The organism is Pedococcus sp. P5_B7 (assembly GCF_054049895.1).
Genome location: NZ_JBFULM010000001.1, coordinates 133076 through 158281, shown reverse-complemented (window position 1 = coordinate 158281; position 25206 = coordinate 133076). Strand labels below are relative to the sequence as shown.

The following is a 25206-nucleotide window of genomic DNA, read 5'->3' as shown; positions in this document are numbered from 1 at the left end:
AATGGGCCCCATAGTCGAACGTATGTTCGAATCCTACCGAAGGGCCATGACAGCGTCAAGCGCAGATACCAACCAATTCGATTGTCCCGACAGGGAATTCGCGCGACGCGCCCAGCACGCTGCGCCGGAGGTGCTTCAGCCTTGGGTCCCGCCGTGAGGGTGAGACCAGTGCTTGAGGAGCTCCACACGGCATACCCGAGTGTGGCCAGCACCACCAGCCCGGGCGGACCCGGGCGCGGTCCGCCGCATTAGAGTGAAGGCAGGTAATCCCCAATGGCGCTGGAGGCCTCCAACCATGTCTGACCGTCCCGTTTCCGTCATCGTCGCGGGTGCCCGCACGCCGATGGGCCGCCTGCTCGGCTCGCTCAAGGACTTCTCGGGCGCAGACCTCGGCGGCTTCGCCATCAAGGGCGCCCTGGAGAAGGCCGGGGTCAGCCCCGACCAGGTCGACTACGTGATCATGGGCCAGGTGCTGCAGGCCGGCGCGGGCCAGATCCCCGCGCGCCAGGCCGCCGCCAAGGCCGGCATCCCGATGACCGTCCCCGCGCTGACCATCAACAAGGTCTGCCTGTCGGGCATCAATGCCATCGCGATGGCCGACCAGCTGATCCGCGCCGGTGAGTTCGACGTCGTGGTCGCCGGCGGTCAGGAGTCGATGACCAACGCTCCCCACCTGCTCGAGAAGTCCCGTGAGGGCTTCAAGTACGGCGACGTCACGATGCGCGACCACATGGCCTTCGACGGCCTCTGGGACGCCTTCACCGACCAGGCCATGGGGCTGCTCACCGAGCAGGCGAACACTGGCGACCAGGAGTTCACCCGGGAGCAGCAGGACGAGTTCAGCGCCCGCAGCCACCAGCTCGCCGCGCGCGCCTGGAAGGACGGCCTCTTCGACGACGAGGTCGTCACGGTCTCCATCCCGCAGCGCAAGGGTGACCCGCTCGAGTTCAAGACCGACGAGGGCATCCGGGCCGACACGACCACCGAGACGCTCGGCAAGCTGCGCCCCGCCTTCTCCAAGGACGGCACCATCACGGCCGGCTCGGCGAGCCAGATCAGCGACGGCGCCGCCGCGGTCGTGGTCATGAGCAAGGCGAAGGCCGAGGAGCTCGGGCTCACCTGGATCGCCGAGATCGGCGCCCACGGAGTCGTCGCCGGCCCGGACTCCACGCTCCAGCAGCAACCCGCCCGCGCCATCGCGAAGGCGTGCGAGCGCGAGGGAATCACGCCCGCCGACCTCGACCTCGTGGAGATCAACGAGGCGTTCGCCGCCGTCGGCCTGGCCTCCGCCAAGGAGCTCGGCATCGACGTCGAGAAGGTCAACGTCAACGGTGGCGCGATCGCCCTCGGCCACCCGATCGGCATGTCCGGCGCCCGCATCGCCCTCCACCTCGCGCTCGAGCTGGGGCGACGGGGCGGCGGCCTCGGCGCGGCTGCGCTCTGTGGCGGCGGCGGCCAAGGGGATGCGCTGATCGTGCGCGTCCCGCGCGTCTCCTCCGACAGCGCCTGACGTTTGGCTCCCCGCACCGTCGACGTCCCTGCCCTGGTCGAGTCGGCCAGGGCAGGGTCGCCTCGCGCCGTCGCGCGGTTGATCTCCCTCGTCGAGGACGGTCACCCCGCCCTGCGCGAGGTGATGGCAGCGCTCGCGCCCCACTCCGGGCAGGCGCACATCATCGGCATCACCGGCAGTCCCGGCGTCGGGAAGTCCACGTCGACCAACGCGCTCGTCGGCGCCTTTCGTCAGCAGGGCAAGCGAATCGGCATCCTCGCGGTCGACCCGTCGTCGCCCTTCTCGGGTGGCGCACTGCTCGGTGACCGGGTGCGGATGCAGGACCACGCCCTCGACCCCGACGTGTACATCCGCTCGATGGCCAGCCGTGGACACCTCGGCGGCCTGTCGTGGACGACACCCCAGGCCCTGCGGGTGCTCGACGCCGCCGGGTGCGAGGTGATCCTCGTCGAGACGGTGGGCGTGGGTCAGTCGGAGGTCGAGGTCGCCGGCCTGGCCGACACCACGATCGTCCTGCTGGCGCCCGGCATGGGGGACGGCATCCAGGCGGCGAAGGCCGGCATCCTCGAGATCGGCGACGTCTTCGTCGTCAACAAGGCGGATCGCGACGGCGCCGACGCGACCGTGCGCGACATCCGCCACATGATCTCCCTGGGTGACCGCACCGAGCCCGGCCTCTGGCGCCCGCCGGTCATCAAGACCGTGGCGCAGCAGGGCCAGGGGATCGACGAGGTGATGGAGGCGATCGAGAAGCACCGGTCGTGGATGGACGAGTCAGGCGCGCTCCGCGAGCGCAGGATCCGCCGGGCCGGCGACGAGATCGAGTCCATCGCCCTGCAGGCGCTGCGCGCCAAGATGGGTGACCTCCGCCACGGCAACGGGGTCGACGAGCTCGCCGCCGCTGTCGTGGACGGCACGACCGACCCGTATGCCGCGGCCGACCAGGTCGTCGCCGCCCTCGCCTGACCCTCCTCCCGCCGTTGTTCGGAAGATCCGCCGAGCCTGGGCACGGCGGATCTTCCGAACAACGGAGGTCGTGCAGGCGCGGCATCGTGGAGTGTCAAGGATCAGCCGCGGCGAATAGGGTGATCGTCGGACCCCATCGAAAGGACCCCAGTGCAGCCCCAGGTCATCGCCGGACGCTACGAGGTGGTCCGTCCCATCGGCAGTGGTGGGATGGGCACGGTGTGGCTGTGTCTCGACACCGTGCTCGGTCGCGAGGTCGCGGTGAAGCAGATCGGGGCGCTGCCGGGGGAGCCTGCTGCAGCCGCGCGGGCCATGCGGGAGGCGCGGATCGCCGCGTCGCTCAATGACGCCCACGCCGTCGGGGTGTTCGACGTCGTCGACGAGAACGACTCGCACTGGCTGGTGATGGAGTACGTCGAGGGCCAGAGCCTCGCCGAGCTGATCCGTGAGGTCGGCGCGCTGCCCCCCACCCGGGTCGCCGAGATCGGGTCAGCGGTCGCGAGCGCGCTCGCCCGCGCCCACGAGCGGGGCATCGTGCACCGCGACATCAAGCCCGGGAACATCCTCATCGACCTCGCGGGCACGCCCAAGATCAGCGACTTCGGGATCGCCCGGGCCCACACCGACGACCAGCTGACGCAGACCGGGTTCATGACCGGCACGCCCGGCTACCTCTCGCCCGAGCTCGCCCGTGGCGGCGACCCCACCGCGGCGTCCGACGTCTGGGCCCTGGGCGCGACGCTCTACTACGCCGTCGAGGGACAGCCGCCCTACGAGTCCCAGGCCAACCCGCTCGCCACCCTGCAGGCCATCGCCCGGGGCGACGCCCGACCCGTGGAGAAGGCCGGCCCGATGGGTGGCGCCATCGCCGCGATGATGGACCAGGACCCCGAACGCCGCTGGGACATGGCCACCGCCTCCGCACGGCTGGACCGGATCGCCCACGGCGACGCCACCATGGCGCTGCCGGCGGGAACGGCCCTGGGTGGCGCGGGCGCCGCTGCCGCCGCGACCGAGGTGCTCGGCGCGACCGAGGTGCTCGGCACGCCGCTCGAGACCACCCAGCGGCTCGAGACGACTCCGCTGCCCCCTCCGCCGGGGGCTCCGCGGGACCGGGCCCACGACGAGCGCCGTGACGACGGGCGCTCGCGGTCGGTCGGCTGGATCGTGGCCCTGGTCGTCCTGGGGCTGCTCGCCCTCGGGATCGCCTATGCGCTGACCGACGGCTTCGGCACCAACAAGCCGACCCCCGGCCAGACCACCACGGTCACCTCCACGAAGACGCAGACCCAGACCCCCTCGAAGACGTCGTCGAGCAGCTCGTCGAGCTCGTCGTCGTCCACCACGACGACGACCACCACTGCGAACACGGCCCAGGACGACGCGAAGCTGACCCGCTTCGTCGAGTCCTACTACCGCGACGTCACGAAGGCGAACAAGCGCGACGCCACGTTCGCCCAGCTGACTCCCACGATGCAGGCGGACTCCGGTGGGCGAGACGGCTACGAGAGCTTCTGGAGCACCATCGACTCGGTGGACGTCGGAAAGGTCGAGGCTGACTCCGCCAACGACAAGGCGACCGTCGAGCTGACCTTCAAGCCCAAGGACGGGGAGAAGAGCGACGAGACCCACACGCTGACCTTCGTCCGGGACGGCGACTCGTGGCTCATCGACAGCGACAAGCAGCAGTGACGCGAAGGCCATGACCACCGCGGCACGCGTCCGTCCGGCGATCGTCCTCGTGGTCGCGGCCGAGCACATCCCGGTGGTCGACAGCGAGTTCGCACGCTACGCAAGGGATTACGACGTCCTCTGCGCCGACGACGCCGACGGTGGGCGCGAGCTCGTGCGCCAGGCGCTCGCCGACGGGCAACCCGTGGCGCTGCTCGGTGTCGGGTGGACCCTGCCTGGAGTGGAGGTGGGCCTCGACCTGCTCGACGAGCTGCACACCCTGCTGCCGGCTGCCCGACGGATCTGCCTCACCACCCGGGGCGACTACAACCTCTCGCTGGCCAAGCTCCGGGAAGCGTTGGGGCGTGGGCGGATCGACACCTACCTGCTGATTCCCCAGGGGCCTCGCGACGAGGAGTTCCACACCGCCGTCACCGAGTACCTCTCCGACTGGGGCTGGACCGCCTCGACCCCCGAGGTCGAGGGCGTGCAGATCATCGAAGGTGGGTCGCGGGCCGAGGTCGCCCGCATCCGTGACTTCCTCGACCGCATGGGCCTCCCGCACCGGGTCTACTCGCCCGACAGCGAGGTCGCCCGGCGGGTGCTGTCGGAGCTGCCCTCGGTGCAGAGCGGCGCCTCACCCGCGTTCCCCGTCGTGGCGTCCGGGGTCATCGGACGGGTGATCGAGGGTGCGACGGCACGCATGGTGGCGCGCGAGGTCTACGGCTCGCCCCAGACCATGGATGCCGACGACCTGATCGACCTCGTCGTCATCGGCTCCGGACCGGCCGGTCTCGCGGCCGCGGTCTACGGCGCGTCCGAGGGCCTGGACACCGTGGTCATCGAGTCTGACGCCGTCGGGGGACAGGCGGGCACCAGCTCGATGATCCGCAACTACCTCGGCTTCCCTCGGGGGATCTCCGGCATGCGGCTGGCCCAGCGGGCACGCTTCCAGGCGACCCGGTTCGGGGCGCGCATCTACACCGGGGTGGCCGCCGAGGGCATCGTCCCCGCGGCTCAACCGGGCGACCCCCACGTGGTGCGCACGGAGGGTGGTGAGCTGCAGGCGCGAGCCGTGCTGGTCGCCACCGGCGTGACGTACCGGCGCCTCGGCATCGACGCGCTCGAGGAGCTGGTCGGGCTCGGCGTCTACTACGGCGCCGCGACCAGCGCCGCGCGGGAGATGGAGGGGCGCGACGTCTTCGTCGTCGGCGGTGGCAACTCCGCGGGACAGGCGGCGGTCTACCTCGCCCGGTATGCCGCGAGCGTCACCCTCTGCGTGCGGCGTCCCGACCTCGCGGCGACCATGTCCGACTACCTGATCCGGGAGATCGCCTCGACGTCCCGGATCAGGGTCCGGCCCTCCACCCAGGTCGTCGACGGTGGGGGCGACCCGTCGCTCCAGTGGCTCCAGCTGAAGGGGCCGGACGGCTCGGAGCGCGTCGACGCGGGTGGGCTCTTCCTGCTGCTCGGGGCCGACCCCTGCGGCGACTGGCTGCCCGAGGAGGTCGTGCGCGACGAGCGTGGCTTCGTCTACACCGGTCGGGAGGTGCCGATGGAGCACTGGTCCGACGGCCGTCCACCCGCTGCCCTCGAGACCACGGTGCCCGGCATCTTCGCCGCCGGCGACCTGCGGGCCGGCTCGATGAAGCGGGTCGCCTCCGCCAGCGGTGAGGGCGCCGCGACGGTGGCCCTCGTCCACACCTACCTCGCCCCGTGACCGGAAAGGTACTCATGCACGCGTACGTGTCGCTCGAACAGGACGAGGACGGTTACCCGCCGTTCGACAGCGAGGAGATCGACGTCGAGCTGCGGCACGACGGCGCCTGCACGGTCGTGGGCGTGCCCGTCTTCACCAACGGGATCGCGGTCGACGACATCGTGTCGGTCGTCCAGACCGAGGACGACGACCGGTGGTGGGTCACGTCCGTGATGCTGGCGTCCGGGCACGGGACCGTCCGCGTGGTGCCGTTCGCCGACACGACCTTCGAGGAGGTCGCCGCCGAGCTGGGCGCCATCGGTTGCGTGTCCCACGGCACCGAGCACGGGCTGGTCGCCGTCGACGTGCCGGCCGAGGTGGACCCCGACGCGCTCGACCTGGTCCTCGAAGCCGGTCGGTCCTCGGGCCGGTGGGACTACGACATCGGTGTCCCCGTGGCCGCCGGGTAAAACCCGTTGTCGCGGAACGGTCCAGGTCGGACACTCGAGGCATGAAGACGACGACTGACTCACCCGTGACCCAGCGCGACGACGTGGCGCAGGGCGTCGTCGTCCGCCTGCTCGACATCCACGACGACGCGGAGGTCGCGGCGGCCCACCAGGCGACTGACGCCTCCAAGAAGTACCAGCGCCCGTGGGGCAAGACGTGGTCGCTGCGCGAGATGACCGTCATGCTCCGGTCGGAGAGCACGGTAGAGCGGCTCGAGCCGATCGTCGCCCTGGTGGACGGGCGGGTCGCCGGCCTCGTGCTGCTGTGGTTCCCGCTGCTCGACAACACCCAGTTCACCTGGGCCGAGCTCGACATCGACCCCGAGCTGCGCCACCGCGGAGCCGGCAGCGCCCTGATCGAGCGCGCGATCGAGCGGACCCGTGCAGAGGGGCGCCGCACGGTCCTCGTCGAGACGAACGTGCCCGACGACGCCCGGGAGGGTCACCCCTACGCGCGCTTCGCCGAGCGCCACGGCTTCGCCTACGCCAACACCGAGATCCGCCGCATCCTCGACCTGCCGCTCGACCCGGGACGGCTGGCCGAGCTGGCTGCCGGCGCGGCATCGCACCACGAGGGATACCGCATCGAGTTCCACCGTGGCTCGCTGCCGGAGGAGCTGCAGGCGTCCTACTGCGAGTGCTGGAACCAGCTGGCCGTCGACGCCCCGACCGGCGAGGTGGACTTCGAGGAGGAGGCCCTCAGCCCCGCGACCTATCTCGAGGAGCTGGGTCGGCTCGGGGCCCAGGGCCGCACGATGCTGCACACCGTGGCGATCGCTCCGTCGGGCGAGGTCGTGGCCTACAACGACCTGGTGGTGTCGGCCGACGACCCCGACGAGGTCATGCAGTGGGGCACGCTCGTGCGCAAGGACCACCGGGGCCACCGGCTCGGCATGGCGGTCAAGGCGCGCGGACTGCAGGGTCTGGCCGAGGTGGCTCCCGAGGCGAAGCGGGTGCAGACCTGCAACGCCGAGCAGAACGCCCACATGGTCGGCGTCAACGTCGAGCTCGGCTTCCGGCGCGTCGAGGCCCTGCTGGCCTACCAGCGTCACCTCGACGGCTGACGCAGCACGGGGGGCCAGCCCCGTCGCACCGGGGGGTGCGGCGGGGCGCAGGCGCGCGGCATACGGTGGGCTCATGCTCGTTGCCTTCTCCGTCGCCCCGTCCACGCCAGCAGACTCGACCGGTTCGGTGAGTGAGGCGGTCGCCGCCGCCGTCACCGTCGTGCGCGAGTCCGGGCTGCCGCACCACACGTCGTCCATGTTCACCGAGGTCGAGGGGGAGTGGGACGAGGTGATGGCCGTCGTCAAGGGCGCGGTCGACGCCGTGGCCCGGTTCGGTCCGCGCGTCAGCCTCGTGCTCAAGGCCGACATCCGCGACGGGTATGCCGGTGAGCTCACTGCCAAGCTCGACCGCCTCGAGGCGGCCATCGACGCGCAGGAGTAGCCCACCGCAACACCTGCGCCGTCGTGAGCCCGCGACCGTGAATCGTTGCCGGAATGTGGCCCCCTCCCGGACGAATCCGCCTTAGGGTCGACCGGGTACGGGACGGCCCGAGGGGGTTTCTTCCGCCGGACACACGGAGGCACTGACGGCATGTGGGCTGCGATCAGATATCGCCGAGCCCAGGCGGTCGTGCTCGTCCTGCTCGCGGCGCTGGTCGCCACCTGCGCGGTCTTCGCACCCCTCTACCAGCGGGCCCTCGAGCAGTCGCTGCTGCGTTCCAGCATCAGCTCGGCCAGCGTCGCCGACATCGCGCTCGTGGTGCGCGCCGGGCGTGGCACCGCCAACCCGACGTTCGGGCCCTCGGCGCTCAGCGGGAACGTGCCAGGATCGGTGCGCGTCCTCTACGGCGCACCGGTGGGGCAGCTGGCCGACTCGATCACCATCGTGCCGCGGCCAGGGCTGAAGCCGTCGCCCGGTGACCTCGTGGCCCGCGACCAGGTGTGTGAGCACCTGACGATCACGACGGGCACGTGCCCGGCGGCCGCGGGGGAGATCCTCGTGTCGGCCAAGGACCTGGCGGCGTGGAAGTGGCCAGTCGGCACGACCTTCAAGACCCCGGTGCCGAGCATCAGCCAGACCGAGCGACCCACCGCGACCCTCAAGGTCGTCGGAGCCTACGAGGTCGTCCCGGACGAGGCGTACTGGCAGCGCACCCAGCTGGACGGCAAGTCGGGCACGCTCATCACCGCGGGCCTGGAACCGGTGCCCGCCATCGACGACTTCGTCACCACCGAGGCCACCTTCACCCGCGACTGGAGCGTGGCGCAGGCGACCCTGACCTTCCCCCTCGAGCGAGACCTGTTCACGCTCGGCAACCTGCAGCAGATCTCCGACGTGCTCGCGGCGAAGGGCGACAACCGCGCCGCCGGTGGCGGCATCGACGGTGCCCTCGTCGAGACCCAGCTGCCGACGATCATCGACGGCATCAGGGTCGGTCAGCACCAGCTGCGGGTCATCGTCCCGTTGCTCATGGCCCAGCTCGGGTTGCTCGCCGCCGCGATCCTCCTGCTGGTCGCGCAGGCCGCGGTGGAGCAGCGCCGACCCGAGGTGGCGCTGGCCCGGCTCCGCGGTCGCAGCCGGGAGGGGGCCGGCCGCATCGTCATGGGCGAGCTGGCCGCGACCGTGGCGATCGGGTTGCCCATCGGGTTCGGCCTCGCGCTGCTGCTGACGACGCTGGTGCGGTGGTTCCTCCTCCCCGACGGAGTGCCGTTCGAGGTGCCTTGGTACTCCGTGGTCGCGCTGGCTGCCTCGGCTGTCGTGTGCGCCGTGGCGATCTGGCTCGCTGCGCGACCGGTCCAGCGGCTGACGGTGTCGGCGCTGCTGCGCAGGGTGTCGAGAGCGCGCGCGCGGGCCTTCGGGATCGTCGACATCCTGGCCGTGGCGCTGGCGGCGTTCGGCCTGATCGGGCTCGCGACCGGGTCGCTCGAGGGTCCGCTCGCGCTCGTCACCCCCACCCTGGTCGCGCTGGCGGCCGGGCTCGTGGCCTCCCGGCTGGCGGTCCCGATCGCCGGTGCCAGTGGCCGCGCGAACCTGCGTCGCGGGCGGATCGGTCCTGCCCTCACCGCCTTCGGGCTGGAGCGCCGACCGACGCTGCGCAAGGTCGTCACGGTGGTCAGCGTCGCGGTGGCCCTCACCGTCTTCGCCGCGAACGCCCTCGTCGTCGGTGACCGCAACTGGCAGGCCCGCGCAGAGGTCCAGACCGGTGCGCCCGCCGTGATCGACACCGACAGCCGCAACCCGACGAGCCTGCTCGCCACCGTCCGGACCATCGACCCGACCGGCACCCTGGCCAGCCCGGTCGCGATCGTGCGGCAGACCGACCGGAGCTCGACGGCCACCATGGCGGTCGTCACCAAGGACTTCGAGGAGACGTCGTTCGCTCCTCCGGGGGAGCCCTACCGGCTCGGGGCGCTCGCCCCTCCCGACATCGCGCCGGTGCAGCTCTCCGGCACCAGGGTGACCGGCCGGCTCGCCTGGGACCTCACCATCCCCGGTGACGAGTCGACGCCTCGACCCCCCGGACAGTCCGGCGCACCGGTGTCGCCCACGGTCGGCCCCGGCTCCGAGGCGCCGAACGAGCTGCGCGTCTCGGTGACCACCCCGACCGGCCAACGGCTCACCCGGCTCATCGCGCAGGTGCCGTTGCACGGCAAGGGATCCACCGAGCTCAACGGTCTCCTGCTCTGCCCCGACGGCTGCCGGCTCGACGGCCTCGAGTTCCGCAAGACCGACGAGCAGGTCAGCCAGGTGAGCGGGAGGCTGAGCATCACCGGCCTCGGGATCGACGGCAGGTCGCTCGGCATCGCCGCCGCCAACCAGTGGAACCCCTTCGTCGCCCCGCCGACGAGCACCAGCGACAAGCTCGAGCAGGTGGCCGCCGGCGCCGACACCTTGGCGCTCGCGCTGAACAGCACCGGGTTCGCCCTCGAGCTGTCCCACGCAGACGTGCCGGCCGTCCTGCCGGGACTGCTCGCCGGACCGGTCCCGCCGGGCGGCACGGCGCAGGGGTTCGACGCCATCGGCCTCAACGGGACGCCGATGGTCGCCGCCGCGCAGCAGACCGTCGACACCCTCCCGGTGCTGGGCAGCCAGGGCGTCCTCGTGGACTACGAGACGCTGGCGCGCCTCGGTGGCCGCCTGCCCGACGCCGGGACACTGTCCGTGTGGGTCGCCGACCCGGCCAAGGCCGACGCGGTGGCCACCCGCCTGCAGTCGCAGGGCGTGGGGGTGCTCGCCCGGCACAGCACTGCCGCCGCCAAGGACCGCCTCGACGAGTCGGCGTCGGCGTGGGGCCTGCGGCTGGCCGTCTTCACCGGCGGCATGGGCGTGCTCCTCGCCGCCCTCGTCGTCCTGGTGATGACCGTGACCGGCTGGCGCGTGGTGGCCCGCGACCTCGCCGCGCTCCACATGTCCGGCGTCCCACTCAAGGAGCTGCGTCGGTCGCTCGTGCGCGAGCAGGTCGTGCTCGTGCTCGTCGGCACGGTCGTGGGCGTCGTCTGCGGTGCCGTGAGCTCGTGGGTGGCCATGTCGCTGGTCCCGTTGTTCGACAGCGCCGCCGATCCGGTGCCCGCCCTCGAGCTGGCGCCGGACGTCCTGGCCGTCGTCGGCTCGGCCGTCGGGGCCGCCGTGGTGCTCGTCGCCGTCGGCTGGCTGGCCGCGGTCGGGGCGGGCCGACGGATCACCTTGCGCCGGATCAGGGAGTCGCTGTGAGCAGCGACAGCCTCGTGACGCACGGCACGCCTGCGGGCGGGCTGCGGGTGAGCACCCGTGGCCTGGTCCACATCTACCGCGCCGAGGGCCACGACGTGGCCGCCCTGTCCGGAGTCGACCTCACCGTCCACCCCGGCGAGGTGGTCGGCCTGCTCGGCCCGTCGGGTGCCGGGAAGTCGACCCTGCTCACGTTGTTCGGCGGCCTCATGCGACCCAGCGCAGGCCGGGTGCTGGTGGGCGAGCACGAGCTCTCGACGATGACCGAGGCCGACCTCGACCGGTTCCGGGCCGCCGAGGTGGGCCTGGTCCTCCAGGGGGCGGCGCGCAACCTGTTGCCCTACCTCACGGCTCGCCAGAACGTCGAGTTCGCCCAGCGGTCCGCCCGCCGTGCCGGCCGCGAGGTGCCGCCTCCGGGCGAGGTCCTCGAGCTCGTGGGGCTCGACCACGCGGCCACCGCACCCCTCGACTCGCTACCCCCGGGACAGCTCCAGCTCGCCGCGCTCGCGGTCGCCCTGGCCAGCCGGCCCGGGCTCCTCCTCGGCGACGAACCCACCTCGCAGCTGCACCACTCGTCCCGCGACCTCGTGCTCGACACCCTCCACCGGGTCAACCGTGAGTGGGGGACCACCGTCGTCGTCGTCACCCACGACCCCGAGGTGGCCGCGCGACTGCCGCGCACGGTCACGATCCGCGACGGCCGCGTCGGTGGCGAGGGCCGTTCCGGCGAGGCGTATGCCGTGGTGTCAGCCGACGGGTCCCTTCCCCTCCCGCCCGCAGCGGTGGATGCGTTCCCGCCCGGTGCGCTGGTGCGGGTCGCGGAGGTCGACGGCGTGTGGACGCTGATCCCGCAGGGGAGGGGTGAGTCCGGTGAGTGACAGGACGATGCGGGCGGACGGCCCGGAGCTGCTCGAGGACGTCGAGTCGCCGCCGCTGCGCGTGGAGGGGGTGACCGTCCGCTACGGCTCGACGGTCGCGGTCTCCGAGGCGACCTTCGATGCCTACCCGGGCGAGTTCATCGCCGTGACCGGCCACAGCGGCGCCGGCAAGTCGTCGCTGTTGTGGGCCATCGGTGGCGCCGTCGCCTTCGACGGGGTGGTGCGCCTCGGCGACGACGACGTCCGTGACCGCGCCCAGGCGGCCCGTCTCGGGATCGAGGTGATCCCGCAGGGCAGCGCCCTGGCCGTCCTGCTCTCCGCCCACGAGAACGTCTCGCTGCCCCTGCTCGCCCGCGGGGTGCGACCCGATCACGCCCAGCGCCGGGCGAGATCCGCGCTGGAGTCGGTGGGCCTGCACGAGTCGGGCAGCCACCTGGCCGAGGAGCTGAGCGGCGGCCAGCAGCAGCGGGTCGCCGTCGCCCGCGGCCTGGCCCTGCGCGGACACGTGCTGCTCGCCGACGAGCCCACCTCCGAGCTCGACCACGACAACCGCGAGCGCGTGCTCGCCCTCCTGCGGGCCGAGGCGCGCCGCGGTGCCATCGTCATCATGGCGACGCACGACCCCGAGGCGGCCGAGGAGGCCGACGGCGAGATCCGTCTCGATGATGGACAGCTCGAGACGATCCGCACCCCGCAGGGCTAGCCTGCTGCGCGTGCCGAAGCCGATCCGCCTGCCGTTCGACCCCATCACGCGTGCGGCGCAGCTGTGGACCCGCCGGTGGGGGCGCACCTCGCAGCCCCTGGCGATGGCCAGCGCGACGTCGATCATGCGCGTCCAGCAGCTGCTCATCACCGACTACGACGCGATCGTCGGCCGGCACGGCCTCACCTTCGCCCGCTACGAGGCGCTGGTGCTGCTCGCCTTCAGCCGGGACGGCCGGTTGGGGATGAGCAAGATCGGGCAGCGCCTGATGGTGCACCCGACCAGCGCCACGAACATCGTCCAGCGGCTCGACGCCCAGGGCTTCGTCGAGCGGGTCCCGAACCCCGACGACGGGCGCGGCACCCTGGCCATCATCACGCCGGCCGGACGCGACGCGATGGAGGCCGCCACGGCCGACCTGGTGCAGCGCAAGTTCGGTCTGGGCATGCTGTCCGCAGCCGAGCACGAGCAGCTGTTCGAGCTCCTGCGCAAGGTGCGCGTGGGCGCCGCCGACTTCGACGCCTGACCCTGCCACGCGGCATACCTCCCCTTTATCGGGTCTAAGGAGAAAGTTGCGCTTCACCCGACAATCGTTCTCGGGTGAAGCGCAACCTTCCTGCTAAACCCGATAATGCTGGCCCCGGCGTGACATTTACTAGGACGTCCTAGTAAATTGGCGCGCATGGCCGAGAACCCCGCACCCACCACCCCCGCGACGAGCGACGGCGCCGCCCGCTGGCAGGCCCGCTACGACGCGGCCCAGGCCAAGGGGCAGGTGCGGGACGCCGACTTCACCACGCTCTCGCAGATGGAGGTCGAGCCGGTCTACGGGCCGGCCGACGGCTCCGAGGTGCCCGAGCGGATCGGCTGGCCGGGGGAGTACCCGTTCACCCGCGGTCTCTACCCGACCGGATACCGCGGCCGCACCTGGACGATCCGGCAGTTCGCCGGCTTCGGCAACGCCGTGCAGACCAACGAGCGCTACAAGATGATCCTCGAGCGTGGGGGCGGCGGACTGTCGGTCGCCTTCGACATGCCCACCCTGATGGGCCGCGACTCCGACGACCCGATGAGCCTCGGCGAGGTGGGTCACTGCGGGGTGGCCATCGACTCGGCCAAGGACATGGAGGTGCTGTTCGACGAGCTGCCGCTCGAGGACATCACCACGTCGATGACGATCAGCGGCCCTGCGGTCCCGGTCTTCTGCATGTACCTCGTCGCCGCGGAACGCCAGGGTGTCGACCTCGGGGTCCTCAACGGGACGCTGCAGACCGACATCTTCAAGGAGTACATCGCGCAGAAGGAGTGGCTGTTCGCCCCCGAGCCGCACCTGCGCCTGATCGGCGACCTGATGGAGTACTGCGCCGAGAACATCCCTGACTACAAGCCGCTGTCGGTCTCCGGCTACCACATCCGCGAGGCCGGGTCGACGGCCGCGCAGGAGCTCGCGTTCACCCTGGCCGACGGCTTCGGCTATGTCGAGCTCGGGCTGTCGCGGGGCCTCGACATCGAGACGTTCGCGCCCGGCCTGTCGTTCTTCTTCGACAGCCACCTGGACTTCTTCGAGGAGATCGCCAAGTTCCGCGCCGCCCGCCGCATCTGGGCGCGCTGGCTCCGCGACGTCTACGGCGCCAAGACCGACAAGGCCCAGTGGCTGCGGTTCCACACCCAGACCGCCGGAGTCTCCCTCACCGCGCAGCAGCCCTACAACAACGTCGTCCGTACCGCCGTCGAGGCGCTCGCGGCGGTGCTCGGTGGCACGAACTCGTTGCACACCAACGCCCTCGACGAGACGCTGGCCCTCCCCAGCGAGCAGGCGGCCGAGATCGCGCTGCGCACCCAGCAGGTGATCATGGAGGAGACGGGCGTCGTCAACGTCGCCGACCCGCTCGGTGGCAGCTACTACGTCGAGGCCCTGACCGACAAGATCGAGGCCGAGGCCGAGGCGATCTTCGACAAGATCAAGGCCATGGGCGAGCTCGGCAAGCCGCTCAACTCCGAGGGGGGCGTCGACCACGCCGTCGGCCCGATGACCTCCGGCATCCTGCGCGGCATCGAGGACGGGTGGTTCATGTCCGAGATCGCCGAGGCCGCCTTCCAGTACCAGGTGTCGCTGGAGAAGGGTGACAAGAAGGTGGTCGGCGTCAACTGCCACACCGCCTCGGTCACGCACGAGCTGGAGATCCTGCGGGTCAGCCACGAGGTCGAGCGCGAGCAGGTCGCGACCCTCAAGACCCGCAAGACCGACCGCGACGAGGACGCTGTGCGCGCCGCCGTCCAGCACATGGTCGACGTCGCCCGCACCGACGACAACATGGTGCCGGCGATGCTGGATGCGGTCCGCGTCGAGGCGACGTTGGGCGAGATCTGCGACGCGCTGCGCGACGAGTGGGGCGTCTACCGCGAGCCGGCCCGCTTCTAGGAGCAGGGGTATGCCGCGTGGCAGCCAGCTGCAACGCGTCGCCCAGTCACACAAAAGGCGAGTTAGCGCCGGGGGTGGCGGTGCTAACTCGCCTTTTGTATGAGATGGCGCCGGGTCAGTCGTTCTCGCCGCCCTCGCGCTGCTCGCGGCGCAGCCGGGCGTAGGCGACGTCGGCCAGCAGGGCGATGAGCCCGTCGACGAACGCCTCGTCCGGCTCGCCGGTGGCCAGCGCCCGGTGCATCACCGACCCGACGACCACGTCCGCGAGCAGGTCCACGTCGATCATGTCGCGGCGGATCTCGCCCCGGTCGATGGCCCGCTCGACGGAGAGCGCGACCAGGGCGTGCAGGCGCGTCGACAGCGACTCGCGCACGCGCTGGCCGACCCCGTCGGGGTCACGGGCCGACTCGGCCAGCAACGCGGCATACGCACCGCCGGTCGAGGGGTCACGCAGCAGGCGGGCTGCCTCGCCGATGCCCGCGCGCATGTCGGCCTCCAGCGAGCCGTGGTCGGTGATCTCGATCTCGTCGAAGGTGGCCGCGACCGCGTGCACGGCGAGCTCGATCTTGGACGGCCACCGTCGGTAGAGCGTGCTCTTGGCCACACCGGCCTTCGCCGCGACGTGCTCCATGGACATCCGGGCCACGCCCTTGTCCGCGAGCACCTGGCGTGCTGCTGCGGTGATCGCCTGTTCGGTCGCCTCCTCGCGGGGGCGTCCCGGGCGGCGACTTCGGTCGTGCCGTGAGCGTGTGGTCATCACGCGCGATCATGCCACCGAAGCCGGGAAATGCCCGCTGATGCGGGTGGTGAGGGTGGGGTCGGGGATTTGTCGTCGTGGGGGAGACTGAGTCATGGTGGTGTGAATGCCGGCTGCGGGGAACGCCCGTTGGCCGGCCCGCTCACGTAAGGATTTCTACTGTGTCGATGGTCGCCAAACGCGTGCTGTCCGCAGCGCTGACGGTGATCGGACTCGTCCTCGTGTCCGTCGGTGCTTGGTTCACCGTGCACCTCGGTTCGTCCGGCAGCGCCACGCTGCGGACCACCCCTGACCACGGGGCGCTGGTCGTCGTCGAGCCGTCCGTGCTCAACCGGGTCGACGCGCCGGCCACCGTGACGGCGGTCGCCGCACCGGGCACCACGATCTGGATGGGTCGGACCACGCCCACCGACGCCGACGCGATCGTGGGTGGCGCTGACCGCACGTCGGTCACCGGTGCCCACCTCCGGGACTGGAGCCTCAGGGCTTCGCGGGCCGGGGCGGGAAAGGCTCCCGACCTGGCTAGCGCGGACGTCTGGCGCCAGACCGCGACCGGAGAGGGCCGGGTGCACCTCAGCGTCGAGCAGACCGGCGCTCCCGAGTCCATCGTCATCGCCGCGCCGGACGGCAGCCCCGTCGACCTGACCTCCCTGACCGTGACCGTCGAGCGGCGCACGTGGTTCTTCCAGGCGCTGCTCGTGACGCTCGTGGGGCTGCTCGCGGCCGTCAGCGGCGGTGCCTCCCTCTGGCAGACCCGACCGCGGCGCCCGCGCCGGGCCGAGGCACCACCGCAGCCCGACGCGGCCAAGCAGCCCGATGCCGCGAAGCAGCCGGACGCGGCGAAGCAGCCCGAGGCGGCGAAGCAGCCGGACACGGCGAAGCAGCCCGAGGCCCCCACGCAGACCGACGTACCCACCCCGGAGGTGACCGCATGAGCCGCAGCACCACCCAGCTGGCCGTCGTGGCCGCCCTCAGCCTCGCCCTCGCCGGGTGTGGTGTCGGCACCGGACTGGTCGGGGTGCACGACGCACCGGCCCAGGTGACGACCACCGCGCCGATCTCTCCCGACACGGCCGAGACCATCGCCGCCCGAGTCCTCGCGAAGGCCGCCGAGGCCGCGGCGGCCAAGCCCGCCGACGCACAGAAGCTGCGCACCGAGGCGCTCACCGGCAGCGCGCTCGCCGTCGCCAACGCTGCGAGCCGGCTCGAGTCGGGCGCGGCCGCCGCACCAGCTCCGCTCACCCGCACGGAGCCGCCGAAGGTCCTCGCGGTGTCCCGCGGCACGGACTGGCCCCGGCTCATCCTCGTGCAGACCGCGACCGCCGAGGGCGGCGCGGTGCTCAACCTGCTGGTCTCGCCGGACGCCAGGACGCCGTTCCGGCTCAGCGCCGCCGCCCCGATGCAACCGGGTGCGAGCGTTGCCGCCCTCGACTCGCTCAACGCCGGGTCACCGGTGGTGACCACGGGCAGCAACCTCCCCGTGCAGCCCGCCGCCCTGCTGACGGAGTATGCCGCGAGCCTGGCCTACCCCAAGCGCGCCGCGGCGAAGGACGTCGACCCGGCCGACCCCTTCTCCGCGGCCATCCGGGCCCATGCGGGGGAGCAGGCCAAGGCGTTCGGCAAGCTGGCCGCCCTCAAGCAGGTGCACACGGTCGAGCCGGACAGCACCGTCGCCATCGCCCTGCGCGGCGGAGGAGCGCTGGTCTTCGGCCTCCTCGAGCGCACCGACACGATCACCCTGCGCAAGGGAGGGAAGTCGCTCACGCCGAGCACCGGCTTCCAGCGCCTGGTGCGCAAGAAGACGCTCACGAAGAGCGCCACGCTGAGGACCTACGAGACCGTGGTCTTCACCGTGCCCGCCGAGGGCCAGGCCACTGTCGTCGCCGTCGACGAGGTGCTGTTCTCCGCCAAGGGCTCGTGAGGGAGAATCACCGCCATGACTGACCAGCCGTTGACCTCCGGTGGCCTGCGTGGCGCCGTCGACCTGACCGCCCTGCGCAACCAGCCCCCTGCAGGAAGCCCTGCAGGAGCTGCTGCAGGAGGCGCTGCGGGCGGCGCTGGAGCCCAGGCGGGGGACTCGGCTCCCGCCGCCGGGCCGTCAGCGAGCGGTGTCGCCGGTCGCAGCGGTGTCGTCGTCGAGGGCAGCGACACCAACTTCCAGGAGATCGCGAACGCCTCGGTGGGCGTGCCGATGCTGGTCATCCTGTGGGCCGCCCAGATCCCCGAGTCGCGCGACTACCTCGACACGGTGGTGGCGGTGGCCGGGACCTACGAGGGCCGCTTCCAGGTCGTCAGCGTCGACGTCGAGCAGAACCCCACCCTCCTGCGCGCCTTCCAGGTGCAGAGCGTCCCGATGACGATGGGGTTGATCCAGGGCCAGCCGGTGCCGATGTTCGCAGGCATCCAGCCCGAGTCGGCGCTGCGGCCGGTGCTCGACGAGTTCCTCGCGCTGGCCGTGCAGCACGGCGTGGCCGGTCGCGTGGAGGTCGCCGCCGCCGAGCCGGCCGCCGAGGGTGAAGAGGTCGTGGAGCAGCTCCCGCCGCTGCACCAGGAGGCCTACGACGCCATCGAGCGCGGCGACCTCGACGGTGCCGCCGCGGCATACCAGCAGGCGCTCAAGCAGAACCCCGCGGACGCCGACGCCGAGCTCGGCCTGGCTCAGGTGGGCCTCATGCAGCGCACCGACGGTGCCGACCTGCAGCAGGCGCGTGCGGCGGCGGCGGACCACCCCACCGATGTCGCGGCCCAGGGGCTGGTCGCCGACCTCGACGTGCTCGGCGGGCACGTGGAGGACGCCTTCCTGCGGCTCATCGACCTCGTGCGAGCGACCTCCGGTGACGAGCGCGAACAGGCCAGGAACCACCTGCTGCAGCTGTTCGCGGTGGTCGGGTCGCACGACGAGCGGGTGCGCAAGGCGCGGACCGCGCTGATGAGCGCCCTGTTCTGACGGCTTCATCGATCGAGCAGCCCTGAGGGGTCGCGGCCGGACTCCTGAGCCGACAGGATGGGTCGCATGGCGAAGACTCAGGAACACCTCATCGGACTGTTGCTGGGCGCGGAGGGTGACTGGCCGCGCGCGTTCGAGACCCTCGCGGGCAGACTAGGAGTCCTGACCGGACCCGACGGCGCGAGCCACCAGGTCAACACCGAGCGCGTGACCATCGAGCCGTTCAACCTGCGCGACAAACCACGGCACGACCTGGTCATCGACCGGTTGGCGTACTGGTACTACCACCCGCGCGAGTGGCTCAAGAAGGTCGCGCTGATGGACGACGTCTACCTGCTCAACAGCCCGTTCACGTTCCAGTCCATGGAGAAGCACTCCGCGTACTGCGCCCTGCTGCGGCTCGGCATGCACGTCCCCGAGACCGTCCTGGTGCCCTACAAGAACCCGCTCGACAACGTCCGCTGGGCCTACACCGCCGAGCGCTACAACAAGTCCTTCGACCTCGACCAGATCGCCGAGGAGATCGGCTACCCGCTGTTCATGAAGCCGTTCGACGGTGGCGGCTGGCGCGGGGTCTCGCAGGTCAAGAACGTCGACGACCTGCACAGCGCGTACGACGACTCGGGCGAGATGCTCATGCACCTGCAGGCCTCGGTGAAGGACTTCGAGGTCTTCGCGCGAGCGCTGACCATCGGCCCCGAGACGATGGTGATGAAGTTCCAGCCGGACGAGCCCATGCACAACCGGTATGCCGTGGAGCACGGCTTCCTGTCCGAAGGCGTCGGCACCGAGGCGGTCACCATCGCGCAGACGGTGAACGCGTTCTTCCGGTGGGAGTTCAACTCCTGCGAGATGCTCGTCAAGGACGGCGTGGTCTACCCGATCGACTACGCCAACGCCTGCCCCGACGTCGCGGTCACCTCGCTGCACTACTACTTCCCCTGGGCGATGAAGGCGCTGATCAAGTGGTCGGTGTTCTGTGTGGCCACCGGACGCAAGGCGCGCACCCAGGTCGACACCGACCCGTGGTTCAGCGTGGCCGACGATGCCGACCTCGACTACGGCGGCAAGCTGTCGGCCTACCAGGGGCTCGCCGACGCGCACTTCGACACCGACCGCTACCGCGAGTTCTGCGACGCGGCGCTGCCGCACATCGACGAGATGGTGCTGGAGTGGGTCGACTCGGACGACTTCCGCAGCCTGCTCAGCGACACGATCCAGACGACCTACCCGAAGCACGAGTGGGACAAGTTCGAGGGACACTTCGGCGGGCTCACCCGGATGTGGGTCAAGGACGAGCAGTCGCGGCTCGGCGCAGGCAGCTCGGCTGTCGACGAGACCGTCGTCAGCGGCCCCGCACCGGCGGTGACGACCGACTGAGCCCCGACGCACGAACGGGCCCCGCCAGCTGGCGGGGCCCGTTCGGGTCAGGGCGGGTTGTGCGGGAGCGCGGACTCAACAGGCCCGACACTCCTGCTCGATCTGGTGTCGGCGGGCCTCCGGCTGCATCAGCCGGGGGCGACGCAGGCCGCGGAGCTGGTCGAGGGTGGCGAGGTTGGGGCGGGAGCTGCCCGTGCGTGGCAAGGTGCGCGGCCCGGACGTCTGGGTGGTGTTCGTGGGCGTCATGTCCGGTCCAACGGAGCGTGCCTCCGGTTTGTTCCGGAGGATGCCTCCGAATTTCCGGCCACGGGGTCGGTGTCCCCCGAGACCGGTAACCCGCCGGCCAGCGCATTCAAGGCGCTATGCGATGCCCACGCTGAGGGGCAGGTGCGACGACAGGTGCGACGACAGGTGCGACGACAGGTGCGACGACAGGTGCGACGGATCGTGCCACGCCGTGCCGAACCCTCGGTGACGGCCATAGGCGATGCCCCACCCTCAGGGGCAGGTGCGCCGGATCGGGCAACGCCAGGCGGGGCTCCACTTTCGGTGCTCCACTTTCGGTGCTCCACTTTCGGTGCTCCACTTCGGTGCGCCCACTGCGACCTGAGCCAGGGAAGGAGCCACGCGGAGGTCTGCCCCACCCTGAGGGGCACGGCATAGCGTCCGCGAACGGCCCGCAGGCGTCCGCTCCCGCGCCGCCGGGTCGTGCCGCGCGTGGGGTCAAGGGCGCGTGCTGCGGCCTCAGCCGCCGAGGGCGGCGCCCACGACCTCCTTGGCCTCGGCCTGCACCTGCGCGAGGTGCTCGGGGCCCTGGAAGGACTCGGCGTAGATCTTGTACACGTCCTCGGTGCCGGAGGGTCGTGCCGCGAACCAGGCGCTCTCCGTCGTCACCTTGAGGCCGCCGATGGCCGCGCCGTTGCCGGGGGCCTCGGTGAGCTTGGCCTTGATCGGCTCCCCAGCCAAGCTGTCCGCCGCGACGTCGCCGGGGGACAGTGCCGCGAGCTTGGCCTTCTCCTCGCGGGTGGCCGCGGCGTCGATGCGGGCGTAGGCCGGGTCGCCGTGCCGCGTCGTGAGCTCGCGGTAGTGCTGGCTCGGGCTCTGGCCGGTCGCGGCGAGGATCTCGGAGGCCAGCAGCGCCAGGAGGATGCCGTCCTTGTCGGTGGTCCAGGCCCGGCCGTCGCGGCGCAGGAACGAGGCGCCGGCGGACTCCTCGCCGCCGAAGCCGAAGCTGCCGTCGATGAGCCCGGGCACGAACCACTTGAAGCCGACCGGCACCTCGACGAGGCGACCGCCCACGTCGGCCGCGACTCGGTCGATCATCGAGGACGACACCAGCGTCTTGCCGATCGCGGCATCCTTCGGCCAGTCGGGGCGCGCGCCGCCGAAGAGGTACTGGATGGCGACCGCGAGGAAGTGGTTGGGGTTCATCAGGCCGCCGTCGGGGGTGACGATCCCGTGCCGGTCCGAGTCCGCGTCGTTGCCGGTGGCGATGTCGTACTCGTCCTTGCGGGCGATCAGCGACGCCATCGCCGACGGCGACGAGCAGTCCATCCGGATCTTGCCGTCCCAGTCGAGGGTCATGAACCGCCACGTCGGGTCGACCAGCGGGTTGACCACGGTGAGGTCGATCCCGTGGCGGTCGGCGATCTCGCCCCAGTAGTGGACCGCGGCGCCGCCGAGGGGGTCGGCACCGATCCGGACCCCAGCATCCTTGATCCGCTGCAGGTCGACGACGTTCGGCAGGTCGTCGACGTAGGTGCCCAGGAAGTCGTAGGGCTGCGCGTGCGCGCGGGCTCGGCTGAACGGCATACGGCGGACGCCCTCGAGGCCACCGGCGATCAGCTTGTTGGCGCGGGCGGCGATGACCTTCGTGGCGTCGCTGTCGGCGGGCCCACCGTGCGGCGGGTTGTACTTGAAGCCACCGTCGGACGGCGGGTTGTGCGACGGGGTGACGACGATGCCGTCGGCGAGCACCGAACCGGTGGTGCGGCCCTCGTTGGCGCGGATGATGGCGTGGCTGACCGCCGGGGTGGGGGTGTAGCCGTCGCGGTCGTCGACGAGCACGATGACGTCGTTGGCGGTCAGCACCTCCAGCGCCGTGGCCCACGCCGGCTCGGACAGCCCGTGGGTGTCCCGGCCGATGAACAGCGGGCCGTCGTAGCCCTGCGACTTCCGGTAGTCGCAGATCGCCTGCGTGGTTGCGAGGATGTGTGCCTCGTTGAACGCCGTCCTCAGGCTCGAGCCCCGGTGCCCGGAGGTGCCGAACGCGACCTGTTGGTCGAGGTCGTCGGGGTCGGGGGAGAGCGTGTAGTAAGCGGTCACCAGGTGGGCGACGTCGACCAGGTCGGAGGGCTCGGCGAGCTGTCCAGCGCGCGGGTCGCTCATCGGTCAGTGCCTTCCACGAGCTTGTCGCCCTCCACGGGTGCGAGGTAGACGGCGGACAGGGCGGCGACGCGGACCTCGACCGACCAGGGCTGGCCGTTCGCCCCGTGCTCTTGTGCGGTCACCACCACCTCGGCCTGGCTGGGGGTCCCGAACTCGTCGTAGCCGCTGGTGTCGAGGATGACCTTCCAGTCGCCGGGTCGGGGCACCCCGATGCGCAACGGGTCGCGGGCCAGGCCGCCGAAGTTGACCGCCACCGCGACGACCGCACCCTGCCGGTCCTGGGTGCCGAAACGCAGGTAGGAGTAGGTGTTCCAGGCGTTGTCGTCGGCGTTGAGCCACTCGAACCCGGAAGGGTCGGAGTCCAGCGCCCAGAGCGCGGGGTTCTCCCGGTAGACGCGGTTGAGCTCCTTGACCAGGTTGTGCACCCGGTAGTGCGCTGGGTGGTCGAGCAGCCACCAGTCGAGCTGTCGTCCGTCGGCCCACTCGGCCTCCTGGGCGAACTCGCTGCCCATGAAGATCAGCTGCTTGCCGGGGTGGCTCCAGATGTACGCGAGGAAAGCGCGCACCGTCGCGAGCTGGTCGTAGCGGCTGCCGGGGGCCTTGCGCAGCAGCGAACCCTTGCCGTGCACGACCTCGTCGTGGCTGATCGGCAGCAGGTAGTTCTCGCTGTAGGCGTACATCAGCGAGAAGGTCAGCAGGTGGTGGTGGTACTGCCGGTGGATCGGGTCCTCCTTGAGGTACTTCAAGGAGTCGTTCATCCAGCCCATGTTCCACTTCAGCCCGAACCCGAGGCCACCAGAGCTGGTGGGCTTCGTGACGCCCGGCCAGGACGTGGACTCCTCGGCGATGGTGACGATCCCGGGCACCCGCTTGTATGCCGTGGCGTTGGCCTCCTGGAGCAGGCCCACCGCCTCGAGGTTCTCGCGACCGCCGTGGATGTTGGGCACCCACTCGCCGTCCTTGCGGGCGTAGTCGAGGTAGAGCATCGAGGCGACGCCGTCGACGCGCAGGCCATCGACGTGGAACTCCTCCATCCAGTACACCGCGTTGGCGACGAGGAAGTTGCGCACCTGCATCCGGCCGAAGTCGAAGATGTAGGAGCCCCACTCCGGGTGCCAGCCCTTGCGCGGGTCAGCGTGCTCGTAGAGGGGGAGTCCGTCGAACCGCGCCAGGGCCCAGGGGTCGGTGGCGAAGTGTCCCGGCACCCAGTCGAGGATCACACCGATCGCGGCCTGGTGCAGGCGGTCGACGAGGTAGCGGAAGTCGTCGGGCCGGCCGAACCGCGCGCTCGGGGCGTAGTAGCTCGTGACGTGGTAGCCCCACGACGGCGGATAGGGGTGCTCCATGACGGGCATGAACTCGACGTGCGTGAACCCGAGGTCGGCGACGTAGTTGACCAGGTGCTCGGCGAGGTCGCGGTAGCCGTGACCGCTGCGCCACGAGCCCAGGTGCACCTCGTAGACGCTCATCGGCGCCTTGTGGGCGTCGCTGCCCGCCCGTTGCTCCATCCAGGCGTCGTCGCTCCAGCCGTAGCGGGACTGGACGACCGAAGACGCGCGACCGGGCGGGAGCTCGGTCGCCTGGGCCATCGGGTCGGCCTTCTCGCGGACCTTGCCGTCGGCACCCCGCACGAGGAACTTGTAGAGCGTGCCGTCGCCGACGCCGGGCACGAACAGCTCCCAGACGCCGGACTCGCCGAGGAGTCGCATCGAGTGGCTGCGGGTGTCCCAGCCGTTGAAGTCGCCGGCCACGTGGACGGCCTGGGCCCGGGGGGCCCACACGGCGAACGACGTGCCGACGACCGTGCCCATCGGCCCGGGGTACTCGCGGACGTGGGCGCCGAGGACCGTCCACAGCTCCTCGTGCCGGCCCTCGCCGATGAGGTGCAGGTCGATCGGTCCCAGGGTCGGGGCGAACCGGTAGGGGTCGTCCATCTCGTGCTCGATGCCGTCGGCGTAGGCGACGACCACGCGGTAGTCCTGGGTCTGGGTGGCTCCGACCCGCATGCCGCCCCAGACCCCGTCGGACTCGTGCAGCAGCTCGATCCGCTCGCCGTCCTCGAACCGCACGCCGACCGACGAGGCGAACGGCTTGTAGGTGCGGACCAGCAGCCCTTCCTCCTCGAGGTGGTGCCCGAGCAGGTCGTGCGGCTGCTGGTGGCGGCCGTCGGCGAGCGCGCGGATCGCTTCTTCCGGGGTCGACGGCGTGGGGACCGGCTCGGGGACGCGCTCGACCGGGGGCTCGACCGGTGGTTCGACAGCCCGTCGAGCGGCCGAGCGGCTGGTCGGCGTCTCGGCCGGCGGCCCGGCGGGGACCTCGGCGGTCACGGTGGCATCGTCGGTGGACGCGTCGCCGGCCGTGGGAGCATCGGCTGCGGGCGCAGCGTCGGCGTCGGGAGCATCGGCTGCGGGCGCAGCGTCGGCGTCGGGAGCATCGGCTGCGGGCGCAGCGTCGGTGGATGCGTCGGCCGCGGGCGCGTCGTCGGAGTCGGGGAGACCGAACCACGTGCGGGCCGGCGGGGCCTCGGCCTCGGGCTCATCCGCCGTGTTCGGAGGATCCGCCGGATCAGGACCCGGTGCATCTTCCGAAGACTCGGGGGTGACCGGAGACTCGGTCGCCTCGGTGGTCGCGCCGATCTCGTCGGAGCCGGGCTTCTGCTTCTT

General features: G+C 71.3%; 19 protein-coding genes and 1 pseudogene. 16 read left to right on the top strand and 4 right to left on the bottom strand.

What is annotated here, in order from left to right:
* Positions 1-295 precede the first annotated feature (295 nt).
* The 12 genes from ACXJKD_RS00755 (at position 296) to ACXJKD_RS00700 (ending at position 15071) form a co-directional block, all read left to right on the top strand.
* Positions 296-1510 (top strand): acetyl-CoA C-acetyltransferase, encoded by a 1215-nt coding sequence (locus ACXJKD_RS00755; protein ID WP_457252417.1) that lies wholly within the window; start codon positions 296-298, stop codon positions 1508-1510.
* Between the two features lie 3 nt (positions 1511-1513).
* Positions 1514-2476 (top strand): methylmalonyl Co-A mutase-associated GTPase MeaB, encoded by a 963-nt coding sequence (gene meaB / locus ACXJKD_RS00750; protein WP_457252416.1) that lies wholly within the window; start codon positions 1514-1516, stop codon positions 2474-2476.
* Positions 2477-2626: 150 nt separating this feature from the next.
* Positions 2627-4168, top strand: a complete 1542-nt coding sequence (locus ACXJKD_RS00745; protein ID WP_457252415.1) for a serine/threonine-protein kinase — start codon at positions 2627-2629, stop codon at positions 4166-4168.
* Between the two features lie 10 nt (positions 4169-4178).
* On the top strand, positions 4179-5867 hold the full coding sequence (locus ACXJKD_RS00740; RefSeq protein WP_457252414.1) for an FAD-dependent oxidoreductase: 1689 nt from the start codon (positions 4179-4181) through the stop codon (positions 5865-5867).
* 26 nt (positions 5868-5893) lie between these two features.
* Positions 5894-6316 carry a DUF4265 domain-containing protein gene (locus ACXJKD_RS00735; RefSeq protein ID WP_457252413.1) on the top strand — a complete coding sequence of 141 codons (423 nt, stop codon included), beginning with the start codon at positions 5894-5896 and terminating at the stop codon, positions 6314-6316.
* A 41-nt stretch (positions 6317-6357) separates the two neighbouring features.
* On the top strand, positions 6358-7419 hold the full coding sequence (locus ACXJKD_RS00730) for a GNAT family N-acetyltransferase (protein WP_457252412.1): 1062 nt from the start codon (positions 6358-6360) through the stop codon (positions 7417-7419).
* A gap of 73 nt (positions 7420-7492) precedes the next feature.
* Positions 7493-7801 (top strand): thiamine-binding protein, encoded by a 309-nt coding sequence (locus ACXJKD_RS00725; protein ID WP_457252411.1) that lies wholly within the window; start codon positions 7493-7495, stop codon positions 7799-7801.
* A gap of 150 nt (positions 7802-7951) precedes the next feature.
* Positions 7952-11071: an FtsX-like permease family protein gene (locus tag ACXJKD_RS00720; RefSeq protein WP_457252410.1), complete on the top strand. Its 3120-nt coding sequence runs from the start codon at positions 7952-7954 to the stop codon at positions 11069-11071.
* Complete coding sequence (locus ACXJKD_RS00715) at positions 11068-11946, top strand: ABC transporter ATP-binding protein (RefSeq protein WP_457252409.1); 879 nt, start codon at positions 11068-11070, stop codon at positions 11944-11946. The genes ACXJKD_RS00720 and ACXJKD_RS00715 overlap by 4 nt, the downstream gene beginning before the upstream one ends.
* On the top strand, positions 11939-12649 hold the full coding sequence (locus ACXJKD_RS00710; RefSeq protein ID WP_457252408.1) for an ABC transporter ATP-binding protein: 711 nt from the start codon (positions 11939-11941) through the stop codon (positions 12647-12649). The genes ACXJKD_RS00715 and ACXJKD_RS00710 overlap by 8 nt, the downstream gene beginning before the upstream one ends.
* Positions 12650-12659: 10 nt before the next feature.
* Positions 12660-13175 carry a MarR family winged helix-turn-helix transcriptional regulator gene (locus ACXJKD_RS00705; RefSeq protein ID WP_457252407.1) on the top strand — a complete coding sequence of 172 codons (516 nt, stop codon included), beginning with the start codon at positions 12660-12662 and terminating at the stop codon, positions 13173-13175.
* 156 nt (positions 13176-13331) lie between these two features.
* Positions 13332-15071 carry an acyl-CoA mutase large subunit family protein gene (locus ACXJKD_RS00700; RefSeq protein WP_457252406.1) on the top strand — a complete coding sequence of 580 codons (1740 nt, stop codon included), beginning with the start codon at positions 13332-13334 and terminating at the stop codon, positions 15069-15071.
* A gap of 115 nt (positions 15072-15186) precedes the next feature.
* Here the strand turns inward: ACXJKD_RS00700 and ACXJKD_RS00695 are convergent, their stop codons facing one another.
* Entirely contained in the window at positions 15187-15828 is a 642-nt protein-coding gene (locus tag ACXJKD_RS00695; RefSeq protein ID WP_457252405.1) for a TetR/AcrR family transcriptional regulator, read from the bottom strand.
* A 167-nt stretch (positions 15829-15995) separates the two neighbouring features.
* Between ACXJKD_RS00695 and ACXJKD_RS00690 the strand changes: the two genes are divergently transcribed.
* The 4 genes from ACXJKD_RS00690 to ACXJKD_RS00675 all read left to right on the top strand — a co-directional run bounded on the left by ACXJKD_RS00690 (position 15996) and on the right by ACXJKD_RS00675 (position 20155).
* A complete protein-coding gene (locus tag ACXJKD_RS00690) occupies positions 15996-16763 on the top strand; it encodes a hypothetical protein (RefSeq protein WP_457252404.1) in 768 nt (255 codons plus the stop codon).
* The gene (locus ACXJKD_RS00685) at positions 16760-17749 is read left to right on the top strand and encodes a hypothetical protein (protein WP_457252403.1); all 990 of its coding nucleotides are present in this window, start codon (positions 16760-16762) and stop codon (positions 17747-17749) included. The genes ACXJKD_RS00690 and ACXJKD_RS00685 overlap by 4 nt, the downstream gene beginning before the upstream one ends.
* A 15-nt stretch (positions 17750-17764) precedes the next feature.
* Positions 17765-18775, top strand: coding sequence for a tetratricopeptide repeat protein (locus tag ACXJKD_RS00680; protein WP_457252402.1), 1011 nt, complete (start codon positions 17765-17767; stop codon positions 18773-18775).
* Between the two features lie 66 nt (positions 18776-18841).
* A complete protein-coding gene (locus tag ACXJKD_RS00675; RefSeq protein ID WP_457252401.1) occupies positions 18842-20155 on the top strand; it encodes an ATP-grasp domain-containing protein in 1314 nt (437 codons plus the stop codon).
* A gap of 75 nt (positions 20156-20230) precedes the next feature.
* Here ACXJKD_RS00675 and ACXJKD_RS00670 read toward each other — a convergent pair whose 3' ends face one another.
* The 3 genes and pseudogenes from ACXJKD_RS00670 to glgB form a co-directional block, all read right to left on the bottom strand.
* The gene (locus ACXJKD_RS00670) at positions 20231-20401 is read right to left on the bottom strand and encodes a hypothetical protein (RefSeq protein ID WP_457252400.1); all 171 of its coding nucleotides are present in this window, start codon (positions 20399-20401) and stop codon (positions 20231-20233) included.
* A gap of 498 nt (positions 20402-20899) precedes the next feature.
* On the bottom strand, positions 20900-22543 hold the full coding sequence (pgm, locus tag ACXJKD_RS00665) for a phosphoglucomutase (alpha-D-glucose-1,6-bisphosphate-dependent) (protein WP_457252399.1): 1644 nt from the start codon (positions 22541-22543) through the stop codon (positions 20900-20902).
* Positions 22540-24753: pseudogene (glgB, locus tag ACXJKD_RS00660) on the bottom strand (1,4-alpha-glucan branching protein GlgB); the annotation flags it as partial. The pseudogene glgB and the gene pgm, both read right to left, overlap by 4 nt.
* Positions 24754-25206 lie beyond the last annotated feature (453 nt).